15 protein-coding genes and 1 riboswitch are annotated in these 14,676 nt (G+C 44.4%); of the genes, 4 read left to right on the top strand and 11 right to left on the bottom strand.

What is annotated here, in order from left to right:
- Positions 1 to 2 precede the first annotated feature (2 nt).
- Positions 3 to 1,109: an ABC transporter permease gene (locus H8A87_RS13505; RefSeq protein WP_198690475.1), complete on the top strand. Its 1,107-nt coding sequence runs from the start codon at positions 3 to 5 to the stop codon at positions 1,107 to 1,109.
- A gap of 98 nt (positions 1,110 to 1,207) precedes the next feature.
- On the opposite strand, the gene H8A87_RS13500 is transcribed toward H8A87_RS13505, so the two are convergent.
- The 6 genes from H8A87_RS13500 to moaA form a co-directional block, all read right to left on the bottom strand.
- The gene (locus tag H8A87_RS13500; protein WP_332460370.1) at positions 1,208 to 1,429 is read right to left on the bottom strand and encodes a hypothetical protein; all 222 of its coding nucleotides are present in this window, start codon (positions 1,427 to 1,429) and stop codon (positions 1,208 to 1,210) included.
- A gap of 204 nt (positions 1,430 to 1,633) precedes the next feature.
- Positions 1,634 to 2,344, bottom strand: coding sequence for a Bax inhibitor-1/YccA family protein (locus tag H8A87_RS13495; protein WP_198690474.1), 711 nt, complete (start codon positions 2,342 to 2,344; stop codon positions 1,634 to 1,636).
- Positions 2,345 to 2,543: 199 nt separating this feature from the next.
- Positions 2,544 to 2,996 (bottom strand): molybdopterin synthase catalytic subunit MoaE, encoded by a 453-nt coding sequence (gene moaE, locus H8A87_RS13490; RefSeq protein ID WP_198690473.1) that lies wholly within the window; start codon positions 2,994 to 2,996, stop codon positions 2,544 to 2,546.
- Between the two features lie 2 nt (positions 2,997 to 2,998).
- The gene (gene moaD / locus H8A87_RS13485) at positions 2,999 to 3,244 is read right to left on the bottom strand and encodes a molybdopterin synthase sulfur carrier subunit (protein WP_198690472.1); all 246 of its coding nucleotides are present in this window, start codon (positions 3,242 to 3,244) and stop codon (positions 2,999 to 3,001) included.
- Entirely contained in the window at positions 3,241 to 3,720 is a 480-nt protein-coding gene (gene moaC, locus H8A87_RS13480) for a cyclic pyranopterin monophosphate synthase MoaC (RefSeq protein WP_198690471.1), read from the bottom strand. The genes moaD and moaC overlap by 4 nt, the downstream gene beginning before the upstream one ends.
- A 48-nt stretch (positions 3,721 to 3,768) precedes the next feature.
- On the bottom strand, positions 3,769 to 4,752 hold the full coding sequence (moaA, locus tag H8A87_RS13475; RefSeq protein ID WP_198690506.1) for a GTP 3',8-cyclase MoaA: 984 nt from the start codon (positions 4,750 to 4,752) through the stop codon (positions 3,769 to 3,771).
- Positions 4,739 to 4,895: riboswitch (molybdenum cofactor riboswitch) on the bottom strand. (Overlaps the previous gene by 14 nt.)
- A gap of 282 nt (positions 4,896 to 5,177) precedes the next feature.
- Between moaA and yvcK the strand changes: the two genes are divergently transcribed.
- Positions 5,178 to 6,086 carry a uridine diphosphate-N-acetylglucosamine-binding protein YvcK gene (gene yvcK / locus H8A87_RS13470; RefSeq protein ID WP_198690470.1) on the top strand — a complete coding sequence of 303 codons (909 nt, stop codon included), beginning with the start codon at positions 5,178 to 5,180 and terminating at the stop codon, positions 6,084 to 6,086.
- Positions 6,087 to 6,151: 65 nt separating this feature from the next.
- Here yvcK and uvrB read toward each other — a convergent pair whose 3' ends face one another.
- From uvrB to bioB, 5 genes are all read right to left on the bottom strand, one after another.
- Positions 6,152 to 8,179, bottom strand: a complete 2,028-nt coding sequence (uvrB, locus tag H8A87_RS13465) for an excinuclease ABC subunit UvrB (protein ID WP_198690469.1) — start codon at positions 8,177 to 8,179, stop codon at positions 6,152 to 6,154.
- A gap of 666 nt (positions 8,180 to 8,845) precedes the next feature.
- A complete protein-coding gene (gene bioD, locus H8A87_RS13460) occupies positions 8,846 to 9,529 on the bottom strand; it encodes a dethiobiotin synthase (protein WP_198690468.1) in 684 nt (227 codons plus the stop codon).
- Positions 9,519 to 10,292, bottom strand: coding sequence for a malonyl-ACP O-methyltransferase BioC (gene bioC / locus H8A87_RS13455; RefSeq protein ID WP_198690467.1), 774 nt, complete (start codon positions 10,290 to 10,292; stop codon positions 9,519 to 9,521). Before bioC ends, bioD begins: the two co-directional genes overlap by 11 nt.
- On the bottom strand, positions 10,276 to 11,439 hold the full coding sequence (gene bioF / locus H8A87_RS13450) for an 8-amino-7-oxononanoate synthase (protein ID WP_198690505.1): 1,164 nt from the start codon (positions 11,437 to 11,439) through the stop codon (positions 10,276 to 10,278). Before bioF ends, bioC begins: the two co-directional genes overlap by 17 nt.
- Positions 11,439 to 12,479 (bottom strand): biotin synthase BioB, encoded by a 1,041-nt coding sequence (gene bioB / locus H8A87_RS13445; protein ID WP_198690466.1) that lies wholly within the window; start codon positions 12,477 to 12,479, stop codon positions 11,439 to 11,441. Before bioB ends, bioF begins: the two co-directional genes overlap by 1 nt.
- Before the next feature lie 96 nt (positions 12,480 to 12,575).
- Here bioB and bioA point away from each other — a divergent pair, with 96 nt between their 5' ends.
- Together bioA and H8A87_RS13435 are read left to right on the top strand one after the other, a co-directional pair.
- Positions 12,576 to 13,844, top strand: a complete 1,269-nt coding sequence (gene bioA, locus H8A87_RS13440) for an adenosylmethionine--8-amino-7-oxononanoate transaminase (protein ID WP_198690465.1) — start codon at positions 12,576 to 12,578, stop codon at positions 13,842 to 13,844.
- 223 nt (positions 13,845 to 14,067) lie between these two features.
- Positions 14,068 to 14,640: a hypothetical protein gene (locus H8A87_RS13435; protein WP_198690464.1), complete on the top strand. Its 573-nt coding sequence runs from the start codon at positions 14,068 to 14,070 to the stop codon at positions 14,638 to 14,640.
- The last annotated feature ends 36 nt before the right edge of the window (positions 14,641 to 14,676 follow it).

Raw genomic sequence — 14,676 nt, 5'->3', positions numbered from 1 at the left:
GCATGTTTTATCGCCTGTATACGCTGATCATGAAAGAGTTGCAGTCTCTTCTAAGAGAGCCGCAGACACGGAGTATTTTGATTTTGCCAGTGATCCTGCAAATGATCCTGTTTCCATGGGCAGCAACACTGGAAGTCAAAAACGCCACCATTGCTATTTATAATGAGGACAAAGGGCAGGCTTCGATTGAATTAACCCAGCGGCTAGCAAAATCGAAAGCATTTCCTGATGTTATTTTGCTCACCAGTTCGCAAGAAATTCGTCCCACGTTGGATAATCGTAAGGCTCTGCTGCTGGTGCGTTTTCCACAGAATTTCAGTGCCAATATCGCCAGCCAAACACCAACTTCAATTCAAGTGTTGCTGGATGGACGTAATTCAAACAGTGCCCAGATTGCTGCCAACTATATTCAGCAAATTGTGATGGATTACCAGAAACAGTTATTGGAAAATGCTCCCAGTTTCAATAACAGCGAGTTAATCATCCGTAACTGGTATAACGCCAATCTGGATTATAAGTGGTTTGTCGTGCCGTCACTGGTTGCCATGATTACCACGATTGGTGTTCTGATCGTGACAGCACTGTCGGTTGCGCGCGAACGGGAACAGGGAACACTGGATCAATTGTTGGTTTCGCCACTGGCGACATGGCAAATTTTCCTCGGCAAAGCGATTCCGGCTTTGGTCGTAGCGACCATGCAGGCAACGATTGTTTTGCTGATTGGAACACTGTTTTATCAAATTCCCTTCGCAGGTTCATTGCTATTATTTTATGGCTGCATGTTGATTTATGGGTTATCTCTGGTTGGCTTCGGTTTGCTGATTTCGGCGGTTTGCTCCACCCAGCAACAGGCTTTTATCGGCGTGTTTGTGTTTATGATGCCCGCAATTCTGCTTTCTGGATATATCTCTCCGGTTGAGAATATGCCCGTTTGGTTACAAAACATAACGTGGATTAATCCCATTCGACATTTTACGGATATTACTAAACAGATTTATTTGAAAGGAGCTGATTTGTCAGTAATTTGGCCGAATTTATGGCCGTTGTTGGCAATTACCGCAACTACTGGCGGCATTGCCTATCGGCTGTTCCGCAGTAAAATTGCTTGATAAAAATTCAAATAGGAAAGAGAGCGGAATATTGCGGCTTATGCTCTCTTTGTCAACTCTTATTTTTTCAGAAAATATCTGTTGTGTGAAAAATGGGTTTATGTTGATAGCTGGGTACTATTACGTTTGCGTTCCATCAATCGATAGCCACAGGCAGCAACCAAAAATACGATAATGCCAGCAATCAATGTGACAACAAACCCTGCCTGAATGCCCATTTCATCTACCACCCATCCAGCAAGCGAAGCTCCTAAGGCAACTCCAATGCCTAGTCCAGTTACCATCCAAGTTAAGCCTTCAGTCAAATTATGCGAAGGCACTATATGCTCTCCCCCGTTTCAAAATCATTATTCTGGTTTTTTCATGTAAAAAATCATGAGCGTTAAGAATAATGCAATTAGAATAAAAAAATAATATTTTTCCCAGCTTTGCCAATAGATTATTATCCTGAATTTTCCTAATAAATAAAAAGCCCTGCATAAGCAGGGCTTTTTATTTTAAAGAATAATTAGATATATCAATAATTACCGACGATCACCAAGAATGCGCAGTAACATCAAGAACAGGTTAATGAAGTCCAGATACAGAGTCAGTGCGCCAGTAATAGAGTATTTGCGCAGGTTCTCTTTATCGTTAACATCCAGTTCTTCACCCATCTCTTTCAGTTTCTGGGTATCGTAAGCAGTCAACCCTGCAAAAACCAAAACACCGATATAAGTGATTGCCCACATCAATGCCGGGCTTTTCAGCCAGATGTTTAACAAAGAAGCCAGAACGATACCGATCAGCCCCATAAACAGGAAGCTACCCAGACCGCTCAGGCTGCGCTTGGTGGTATAACCATAAACGCTCAATGCACCAAACATACCCGCTGAAACCACGAATGTGCTGGCAATAGAACCACTGGTATAAACCACAAAGATACTGGAAAGCGTCAGGCCCGTCAGCATGGAATACAACATGAACAGCCCTGTCGCCAACGTCCCACTCATTTTATGTACCAGACCAGACAGCACAAACACTAATGCAAGCTGTGCGATGATCAAGCCATAGAAAACAATGGAGTTACTGAAGATGGCAGATAAAATTTCAGGGGTATTTGCCACATACCATGCTACAAATGCTGTTAACAGCAGACCACAAGTCATCCAACCATAGACTTGCGCCATATAAGTTTGTACACCAGAACCAGTTTTCTGGACTATCGAACCATTAGAACGTTGATATCGATCCATGACGATTACCTTTTCGTGACAATGTTTAGGGATTGAGACTGTTTAAAAATAAACAATCTATTCAAAAATTATACATTAGCATAGAACATTAATAAAACCATCCGCCAATTAATGGCAATTTTAGTGACATATTATTTATCTGCCCAGTTTTCGAGATAGGCCACAGAATGATCCACCAGACCACAGTATCAGCAGTTTGTTACCAACGGCTTGCCGCTTCCTTATCACTCTGCCTCGTCTCTACCCAACGCTCACCTTCCGCAAGAGATTCTTTTTTCCAGAATGGTGCTTTAGCTTTTAGGTAGTCCATGATGAATTCTGCCGCCGTAAAAGCTATGCGGCGGTGAGAGCTGGTGACACCAACAAACACAATTTCCTCTCCTGGGTACAATTCACCAATGCGATGAATAATGCTGATTCGTTGCAGGGGCCAGCGTTGGCGCGCGTCATCAGCAATATTCTGCAACATCTTTTCTGTCATGCCCGGATAATGTTCCAGCATCAGCGCCTCGACGTTATCTCCCAAGTTATGGTTGCGAACTTTGCCCGTAAAGGTCACGACAGCACCATCTTCATCACACTGCGAGAGCCATTGGTATTCATCACCAACATTAAATATCTCCCGTTGGACACTGATTCGTGTATTTTCCATTCTCATCCTCCCGTAACAGGCGGGAAAAAAGCCACTTCATCACCATCATTCAAAGGATGTTCAGCATGGACAAAAGATTGATTCACGGCAGCCAGCAGTTTGCCTTCCTCCAACGCTAACGCCCATCGTTCGCCTTTTTCAGTCAGGGCATGATGAAGATGCGCCACAGTTGGGTAATCATTTGGCAGTTCAAGGGAGTCTGTTCCCACTAACTCACGGACTTGAGCGAAAAACAGTACCTTTATCATGCTTCCACCTTAAAGTTTCCTGATTTGCCACCGCTTTTTTCCAGCAAGCGCACAGGCCCAATAACCATATCTTTTTGCACCGCTTTGCACATATCGTAAATCGTCAAAGCTGCCACCGATGCTGCCGTCAAGGCTTCCATCTCCACACCTGTTTTCCCCGTCAAGCGGCAGCAAGACTCGATTCTGACACGGTTGTATTCTGTTTGAGCTTCCAGTTGTACTTCTACTTTACTGAGCATCAGTGGATGGCAAAGCGGGATCAATTCCCACGTCCGTTTCGCTGCCTGAATTCCCGCAATGCGGGCAGTGGCAAAGACATCTCCTTTATGGTGATCGCCAGCAACAATCATGGCCAATGTTTCAGCCTGCATTCCAACAAATGCTTCTGCCCGTGCCTCACGCACAGTTTCCGATTTGGCAGAAATATCCACCATATGCGCTTCACCCGCAGTATTGATATGGGTTAATTGGGACATTCTGTACTCCTGAAAAATTGCTCTTGAAAAATGAATAGCGCAGTTAAATTAACCACCAATAAAAGAAAGATTCGGGGTGATACCGCTGTCACCCTGATGTAAAAAGTGAGTCTCACGCTTATGGCGCAAACCACCTTGAATCCGTAATTTCAGTGCATCAAGTGACGCATCATCAGACAATAAATCACGCAATGGAATGCCCTGTTCACCAAATAAACATAAGTGAAGATTGCCAATTGCAGATACCCTTAGACGGTTGCAGCTTTGGCAAAAATCTTTTTCATACGGCATGATAAGGCCAATTTCGCCCTGATAATCGGGATGATGGAAAACTTGAGCTGGCCCATCACTACGTGCGCGTTGCTGTTGCTGCCAGCCTTGTTGCAGTAGCTGGCTGCGGATGACCTCGCCAGAAAGATGATGACGATGGAAAATATCGCGGCCTTCTCCTGTTTCCATCAATTCAATAAAGCGCAGCTGGATCGGACGATGTTTAATCCAGTCAAGGAAAGCAGGCAGGTTGATATCATTCACATTCTTCATCAACACTGCGTTGACTTTCACGGTGTTAAATCCCGCTGCAAAAGCCGCATCAATGCCGCGCATAACCTGAAAAAATTTATCTTGTCCGGTGATAGCGTAAAATTGGCGGGGATCAAGGCTATCAACGCTGACGTTAATCGCTGTCAGTCCTGCCTCTTTCCATTGGGATACGTCCCGCTCCATTCGGTAACCATTAGTTGTGACGGCAATTTTTTTGATCTGCGGGTTGTCATGAACCGCCGCGATAATATCGCAGAAATCACGGCGCATGGTTGGCTCTCCCCCCGTTAGGCGGATTTTTTCGGTGCCAAGTTCAGCAAATGCGCGGCTAACACGACGAATTTCTGGCAGGGAAAGAAACGATTTATGACCATGAGGCCGATACCCATCAGGCAAACAATATGTGCAACGAAAATTACACACATCAGTAATAGATAATCTCAAGTAATAGAATTTGCGCGAGAATGCATCTACAAGTTGTTCCACAATAACACCTTCCAAGTAAGGGAGATGCAGGCATTTCTACCTTACACCTTGGTGACTCAGGAGCCACGGCCAGAGCATCATATCAATGTGGTATTCATTTGATAGAACAGAGACTTAGACACAAAGGCTAGGAGTTAATATCAATTAAACTTTTATGCGAATAATGACGAGAATAACGATGTGCTCGCCGAAGATTCTAACGCTTAAGATGACAAAAAGCTAATGCCGATCTCGATATATATCTTAATATACAACGAGTTAACTGTATGTTATGACATCAGATTCCTACGGTGTTTCTACGCCGCCTTTCAAAAATATCAGGCAAAAAGTCGCACAAAATCACAGCAATTGCTGAAAGCATCATATTTTATGGTAGATTACGTGAGATTTATTAAAGCCCTCTACGTTTAGCCAGTAACAGGAACCCTATGCGAAATCGCACATTAGCTGATTTGGACCGCGTTGTCGCCCTCGGTGGCGGTCATGGACTTGGACGCGTTATGTCTTCCCTTTCTTCTCTCGGAGCCCGCCTGACCGGCATTGTCACCACAACGGACAATGGTGGATCAACCGGAAGAATACGACGCTCAGAAGGGGGGATCGCATGGGGAGATATGCGCAATTGTCTCAATCAGTTAATTACGGAGCCTACCATTGCTTCTGCCATGTTTGAATATCGATTCGGTGGCAGTGGCGAATTAGCTGGCCATAATCTGGGTAATTTAATGTTGAAGGCGCTGGATCATTTAAGTGTCCGTCCGCTTGAGGCGATTAACCTGCTCCGCAATCTGCTGAAAGTCAATGCGCATCTGATCCCCATGTCAGAACAATCGGTTGATTTAATGGCCGTGGATGATCAAGGCAATACCGTGTATGGCGAAGTGAATATTGATCAACTCAATTGTGTGCCACAGGAGTTATTGCTCTATCCCCATGTCAATGCCACTAAAGAAGCGCTGGACGCCATTGAGCAAGCAGATTTGATTTTGATCGGCCCCGGGAGTTTTTTCACCAGCTTAATGCCGTTGTTGTTATTGGAAGATTTAACTCAATCTCTACGCCGTAGTAACGCAAACATGATTTATATCGGTAATCTGGGGAAAGAACTCAGCCATGCGGCTGCCCAGCTATCGTTAAAAGATAAACTTGAAATTATGGAAAATAAAATTGGCCGCAAGATGATGAATGCGCTTATTGTCGGCCCGTGCACCGATATCAGCCTTTTCAGTGATCGGATTGTGACGCAGCAGGTTTTGGAAGCGCAGGATATTCCCTATCGTCATAATCGTGAATTATTACGGCAAGCGATAGAAAACACCCTGCAAAAAATGGGTTAACTCTTTTTCTTAGATAAGAGCGAAATTACTCACTCTCTATCTGACTATCTGACGTTCATTCCATTTTAGGAATTGGCAATAAATTGTACCCGCAATGCCTGTACTTGATCACGAATGTTAGCCGCCTGTTCAAACTCAAGATCCCGTGCATGCTGGTACATTTTATCTTCCAATTCACGGATTTTGCTCTCCAGTTCTTTTGCTGGCAATTTATGGTAATCATCCGTGCCCAAGGCAGCTTTACCTTTTCCTTTGCTTTTTCCTTTGCCATTGGCTGGCTGACCAATTTTCAGCATGTCACCGATTTTTTTGTTCAACCCTTTCGGCACAATACCGTGTTCTTCGTTAAATGCCTGCTGTTTAGCACGACGGCGTTCTGTCTCCCCAATGGCTTTCGCCATAGAATCTGTGATTCTGTCGCCGTATAAAATCGCCTTACCATGCAGGTTACGCGCTGCACGACCGATGGTCTGGATCAGAGAGCGTTCTGAACGGAGGAACCCCTCTTTGTCAGCATCTAAAATCGCCACGAGAGAAACTTCCGGCATATCCAAGCCTTCACGTAGCAAGTTAATCCCAACCAAGACGTCAAATTCACCCAAACGAAGATCACGGATAATTTCCACACGTTCAACGGTATCAATGTCAGAATGGAGATAGCGCACTCGCTCGCCATGTTCTTCCAAATATTCGGTCAAATCTTCCGACATTCGTTTGGTTAGGGTTGTGACCAACACTCGCTCATTTTTCGCGGCACGGATACGGATTTCAGACAACAGATCATCCACTTGAGTTGCCACGGGGCGAACTTCAATTTCAGGGTCAATCAGACCCGTCGGGCGTACAACTTGTTCAACCACTTCATTGACTGATTTCTCCAATTCATAGCGCCCAGGGGTGGCTGAAACATAAATAGTCTGTGGTGCCAGTGCCTCGAATTCCTCGAACCGCAATGGGCGGTTATCTAGCGCGGATGGCAAACGAAAGCCGTATTCCACCAACGTTTCCTTACGAGAACGATCTCCACGGTACATACCGCCAATCTGTGGAATGGTGACGTGGGATTCATCCACCACCAGCAAACCATCAGCCGGAAGGTAGTCGAACAACGTTGGAGGCGGTTCACCTGCGGAACGGCCAGACAAATAACGGGAGTAGTTTTCAATACCGGAGCAATAACCCAGCTCATTCATCATTTCGAGATCGAATTGTGTACGCTGAGTGACGCGTTGTTCTTCCAACAATTTATCTGACGTCAGCAGTATCTTGCGTCGTTGATCTAATTCAACTTTGATCTCTTCCATCGCCTGAAGGATACGTTCACGCGGCGTAACATAGTGGGTCTTGGGATAGATGGTATAACGCGGCACATTGTACTGTACCTGACCTGTCAGAGGATCAAACAGGGAAAGGCGCTCTACTTCATCGTCGAACAATTCAACACGCAGCGCATGTTCATTCGATTCTGCGGGGAAAATATCAATCACCTCACCACGAACCCGGAATGTTCCACGCTGGAACGCCTGATCATTGCGGGTGTATTGCAGTTCTGCCAAGCGGCGCAAAATAGCGCGTTGGTCAATTAACATGCCATCGGTTAAGTGAAGCATCATTTTCAGATAGCTATCGGGATCACCCAGACCATAAATCGCGGAGACGGAAGCAACTACAACTACATCACGACGCTCCAGCAAGGCCTTTGTTGCTGACAGACGCATCTGCTCGATATGCTCATTCACTGAAGCATCTTTTTCGATAAAAGTGTCAGAGCTGGGCACATAGGCTTCTGGTTGGTAGTAATCATAGTAGGAGACGAAATATTCCACCGCATTCTCAGGGAAGAACTCTTTCATTTCGCTATAAAGCTGTGCTGCCAGCGTCTTATTGGGGGCAAGGATCATAGTTGGACGATTCAAGTTTGCGATAACATTGGCTATCGTAAAAGTCTTACCTGAGCCTGTTACACCCAGAAGCGTCTGGTGAGCCAAGCCATCTTCCAGCCCTTCCTGTAATTGGCTGATCGCCGATGGCTGATCGCCTCCCGGTTCGAAATCAGAATATAACTTGAATACTTTACTCGTTTCTTTGCTCATTTTTCCCCCCGCCATCATGTACAAAAAAGTCCACATGCCTATCTGTACGCTGACAAAACCCGTCTATAATACTGGATAAAAAACCAGCTTCAAGTAAGTTAGCAAAATAATGTTGTTTTTATTTCACGGGAAACATGGAGAGGTTCAATAGCGAGAAGCCTTAATTAACCGTAGCGTGATATTAACCTTTAGTTAACATTAGTGGTAACTATTTTTATCCCCAGATATTGAACTTGCTTTTTCTGATTTTTGTATTAGCTACTGAAATGATAAAGCACCTAATGGCAGAGGGACGCAGAAAGGGATTGATTTTATTTAATTAGCTGATTTTTTTGGTAAAAATATCTAAGGAGAGAATAACAGCAAATCTTGCGCAAGCCGCGTATTATCTTGCGTGAGGATACTTGTCTAAAACTAATGCACAGGGTTATCCACAGGAATAGTGGATAACTCAGCAAACCCTATTGAACATGGGAGGTTGCGGAGTCATCCCCCACTTATCAATTTGTTCAATAGCGGAATATTTTTATCCTGTTTTTGGTTTGATTCACACTATTTTTTGATCAAAAATAGTTCAATCATTGTTGAAACGAAACATTTTTTGCGTGAGAAAACTCACTCAACCCTCGTTTCAAGCGTCAATTTTAACTAACTCTAAGTAAACAATTAGTTAACCAATGAATCAATACTTATATATTTCCCTATGTTATTGTTATCACATGATTCGCTCAGATGAGGAATAATGCCCAGTAAAGGTGAGGGGATCATGCGCTCCAATGTCTCCAAATATGCAGCTTGACGTTTACCGGCTGGCTCAATTTCATTAGCAACCCAGCCTACCAGTTTCAATCCAGAATATTGGATAGCTTTTACCGTTAATACTGCGTGGTTAATACACCCTAATTTGACACCTACTGTCAAAATTACCGGTAAATCTTCCCGAACTACCCAATCAGCAAAAGTGGTCTTTTCCGATAGTGGCGTATACCATCCCCCCGCTCCCTCAACCAAAACCCAATCAGCCTTTGACGCCAATACTTCCAATCCCCGTGATAGCACCGAAAAATCAATCGGTTGATTCAGTTCAGCGCTCACAATGTGAGGTGATGTAGGTTCAACAAATACCAGAGGGTTTACCTCCTGATAAGTTAATGGCACTGCACTATTACGCTGTAAGGCCAGTGCATCACCATTACGTATCCCTTCAGGCGTCATTTCACTGCCTGATGCAACCGGTTTGTAACCCGCAGTTTGATATCCTTTTTTATTAGCGGCTTGCAGTAAAGCGCAACTAACCACTGTTTTACCTACTTCCGTATCGGTTCCGGTAAGAAAATATTTATTTGTCACAATGAATGATTCCAAAAGCAATTTGATAGCTTAATGGGTATTTCCCATTATTCCGTGGGTATGCTTCAGCAAGAGTATTTAGACGTTTTCTGGTCATTAATCCCTGCTGGCGGCCATGATGAAGGTGTGTCGCACCAATTCCTTTCAAAGAATTCAGTAAAGGCAAGAGTTGTGGGTAATGCTGGCAATATTGTCGGTTAATAACTTTATGCCGATAGGGTTGGCATGCTTGCGTAATGGTTTGTAACGGCAGAAATTGATTAATGTGCCGATAATCATCTACCCGCTCCCACGCAGTTTCCAGCTCATGCAGTGATCCCTGCGCAAGCGTAGAAAAGACAATAAGACCACCGGGACGAGTCACACGATAAAATTCCTGTAATGCGCATGGCAAATCATTACACCATTGCACCGCCAGATTGCTGAAACAGAGGTCTACACTGCTATCCGCCAGCCCTAAGTGCTCGATATCTCCTTGCAGATAGTAATCGGCAACTTGCTGCCCTTGTGCATGGCTCAACATACCGGCAGCCAGATCCAGTGCGATGATTTGTTTACCCTGTTGCTTCCAGCGAGCGCTGAAAAAACCGGTCCCACATCCCGCATCCAATACCCGCAAACCGGTGTTTTCCGCCTGTGCCAGTTCCATCAAGTATTCGCCTGTTTGCTGTTGCAGTTTAGCCACTGTGTCATACTTCGAAGCCGCGCGCCCAAAAGCCCCTGCAATCGCTTGCTTATCAACGGATTTAACAGCCATATCCATGCAATTCCTCCCGTAATGCCTCTAGTAATACATCAATGTCTTGTTGTGTATGGCTTGATGTCAGCGTAATGCGCAAACGGGCGCTTTCAGGGGGAACGGTTGGAGGGAGGATCGCCTTGACCCACACTTTTTTCTGCCTGAGCATATGAGATAGTGCGATACAATGTTCATTATCACCGACAATTAACGGCTGAATGGCCGTTTCTGAATCCATCAGAGCAAAGGGCAAATGTTGCGCTTCATGACGAAAATAATTGATGTTGCTTTGCAATGTTTGACGCAGTTCCTCTCCTGCCCTGATTTGTTTCACTGCTTCGGAAAGTGCCACTGCCTGCGCAGGTGGCATTGAAGTGCTGTAAATCAGGTGTCGAGCGTACTGGAGTAAGTATTCTGCGGTTTGCTCATCACACAAAACCGCCGCGCCACTCAATCCAAACGCTTTGCCAAAGGTGACGATTAAGATCTCCGGTTTGACATTTTTAGCCCAACAAGTGCCACGTCCTTCATCACCGTGAATTCCGATGCCGTGGGCATCATCCACCATCAGCCAGCTTTCTGTGGATTTCGCTTGCTGCGCAATGGCTTCAAGCGGAGCACAATCCCCATCCATGCTAAAAATGCCTTCCGTTACCACCAGCGTTTTACCTATGCACTCTTTTGCCAGATGTTGCTGCAAGGAATTCATATCGTTATGCAAAAAACGCCGAAACTGTGCGGGCGAATGCATAGAGGCTTCCATCAACGAAGCATGACTAAGACGATCAGCAATAATGCGATCGTCTTTTTCCATCAAGGCCGCAATCACGCCCTGATTAGCGGCATAACCAGAAATGAACAGTAAGGCGTGAGAATATCCCAACCATTCAGCCAATTGCTGTTCCAGTGTGTGATGCGCGGTTATGTAACCCGTAACATGTCCTGAACCTCCACTGCCCACACCATATTGTTCAGCACCTTGCTGCCATGCGGCAATAATCTGAGCATGTTGGCTCAATCCGAGATAGTCGTTACTGGAAAAATTTAGATATTGACCGTCCGAAGTGGATAATAAACGTCCATCAGAACCCTGATGGACTTGTCTATTACGCCATAGAGAGGTTCCCCGGCGTTCGGACAAACGTCGGGAGAGAGAATCTGACCAGCTCATCATATTGCCGCATTATAGAATTGTTCGTTATCAGCATTATGAATAATAGCGTCAGTCAAGTGCTGCTGCTGTTGATTGTCACCAAATGCCGTCTTTGTCTGTTGAGGATTAATACCCAAGCGGCGGAACAGTTGCAGATCTTTATCTTCCCCCGGATTTGGAGTGGTCAGTAATTTACAGCCGTAGAAAATGGAGTTAGCACCGGCCATAAAGCACATGGCCTGAGTCTGCTCATTCATTTGCTCACGCCCGGCGGATAAACGGACATGGGATTTTGGCATCATGACTCGCGCCACGGCAATGGTGCGAATAAAATCGAAAGGATCAACATCTTCATTGTCTTCCAATGGTGTTCCCTTCACTTTTACCAGCATATTGATCGGTACACTTTCCGGCGGCTTGGGTAAATTCGCCAATTGCACCAATAATGCTGCGCGGTCGCGGATTTGTTCACCTAAACCAACAATTCCCCCCGAGCAAACTTTAATGCCTGCATCCCGTACATTATCCAAGGTATCCAGTCTGTCCTGATAGCTGCGAGTGGTGATGATATTGCCGTAAAATTCTGGCGAGGTATCTAAGTTATGGTTGTAGTAATCCAGACCAGCCCCTGCCAAGCGCTCTGCCTGAGAATGATTCAGCATCCCCAGAGTCATGCAGGTTTCCATCCCTAGCGCTTTAACTTCCTTGACCATTTTTTCCAAATACGGCATATCGCGTTCATGCGGGTTCTTCCAAGCCGCTCCCATGCAGAAACGGGTTGAGCCGGCACTTTTCGCTTTGTGCGCTGATTCGATGACTTTTTCCACTTCCATCAGCCGCTCTTTTTCCAAGCCAGTTTTGTAACGGGAGCTTTGCGGACAATATTTGCAATCTTCTGGACAGGCCCCAGTTTTTATCGAAAGCAGTGTACTGACCTGTACTTGCTGCGGATCAAAATGTTCACGGTGTACCTGCTGTGCCTGAAATAACAATTCAAAAAAAGGTTTATCAAACAATTCCTGTGCTTGCTTGATAGTCCATTGTAGACGCTCGCTCACAATGACATCTCCGATGTGAAAAATTGTTGTCAGTTTAAATAACACCGCTATCATGTCAACCAAAATGAACTCATAAAGGTTTACAAGTAAGTTGTTATGAACCCTTCAGATATTGAATTTGACCGGCGCCATATTTGGCATCCGTATACATCAATGACCAACCCGCTTCCCACCTATCCCGTTGTATCAGCTACAGGTGTAGAGTTGGTTTTATCAGATGGTCGCAAGCTGATTGATGGTATGTCTTCGTGGTGGGCAGCCATCCACGGTTATAATCACCCTGCACTCAATGACGCGGCTAAATCGCAGATCGACAAAATGTCCCATGTCATGTTTGGCGGCATAACCCATCCTCCTGCGGTTGAGCTGTGTAAGCAATTAGTGGCGATAACACCTGATTCTCTGGATTGTGTTTTTTTAGCGGACTCGGGATCTGTCGCCGTAGAAGTCGCCCTGAAAATGGCGTTGCAATACTGGCAGGCCAAGGGAAAAAAACGCCAGCGGTTTCTGACACTGCGTCACGGTTATCATGGCGATACTTTTGGAGCCATGTCTGTCTGTGATCCCGACAACTCCATGCATAACCTGTATAAAGGCTATCTCCCAAATCATCTGTTTGCCGATGCTCCTCAATGTCAGTTTGATGATGAATGGCAGCCAGAAGATATCGCTTCCTTTAAACAATTATTGTTGCAATATCACAATGAAATTGCTGCCGTAGTTCTGGAGCCGATTGTTCAAGGCGCGGGCGGAATGCGGATTTATCATCCGGAATATCTGCGTCAGGTTCGTCAACTCTGTGATGAGTATCAGATCCTGCTTATCACAGATGAGATCGCTACCGGATTTGGACGAACTGGCAAGCTCTTTGCCTGTGAACATTCGCAGATCGAGCCGGATATTTTATGTTTAGGCAAGGCGTTGACGGGAGGTTATATGACCTTATCAGCGACACTGACCACCCGCCATGTCGCTGAAACCATCAGTCAGGGTGAAGCCGGTTGTTTTATGCATGGCCCGACTTTTATGGGCAATCCTCTGGCTTGTGCCGTCGCCAGTGCCAACCTGAAGTTGCTCTCTGATAGCCCGTGGCAGCAACGCATTCAATCAATTGAAACCCAGTTAAAAGCAGAATTACTTCCGCTAAAATCACACAATACGGTCGAAGGTGTTCGGGTATTGGGTGCTATAGGTGTTGTTGAAATGAAACAACCGATTGATGTGGTTTCATTACAGCGCCATTTTGTCCAACATGGTGTTTGGATTAGACCATTTGGTCGGTTAATTTATTTGATGCCACCTTATATTATTCAACCCGAGCAATTATTGAGACTGACAAGGGCAATGACTAGCTCCATAAATTAAAGAGTAACGACCAGCATATTATTAATGCTGGTTTTATTTATTGTCATCAGTATTTAACTATTATATTTCTAATAAAAAATCACAGCACATTAAGGTATCCTCATAAAACACTTACTAACAAACATTAACAACCAATTCACGGTTCATTATATTAGTTAAATTTAAATTTCCTGATATATTCCATACAGCAATCACATCCATTTAAATCAAAGAGGAATATATCATGAGTACAGAAAATGTAATCGTACCTTCTAACGAAGAAATGCAAACTGTATTTGAAATATCTAAAAATAGGTATGAACAAGAAATTTCACATTACGAAGCGCTTGCGAAAGAAAAACCTGAGCTCGCCCATTTATTTACAGAAAAAGCCGAAACAGATGTATTAACCAGCCCAGTATTGCAACAAACAGAATTTGTTAGCGGACACTTTAACATTAACACATATCATCAATATGGAAGTTACCCCTTTATCCAAGTATCATCTTATCCCGCTATCATTGGGCATGCACCCAATACAGGGAAAAGAACTAATTTTAATGGCTATATTTATGGTGGATATAATATGCCACAATTGAATTTTAATAATATTCATCTGGGTGGTGTAGTAAAACATGCTCAAACCATTATAAATTCCCCACTTAACTTCCAACTTTTTATTTATCCGAAAAATATAGTTCTGCGTCTTTTTAGAGGGAGCATTTATTTAGGTGATTTGGTTTCCGTGTATCAAAATAATATTTTAATCACATACCCCATTGTTTTATCTGGAGTGGGATCTTTTAACTTAGCCTGATATCAGGCTGTATTAACTTATCATTTTGGGATCAAA

The organism is Xenorhabdus lircayensis, from assembly GCF_016306625.1.
GTDB classification, from domain to species: Bacteria; Pseudomonadota; Gammaproteobacteria; order Enterobacterales; family Enterobacteriaceae; genus Xenorhabdus; species Xenorhabdus lircayensis.
This window is presented reverse-complemented; position numbering and strand designations above follow the sequence as displayed.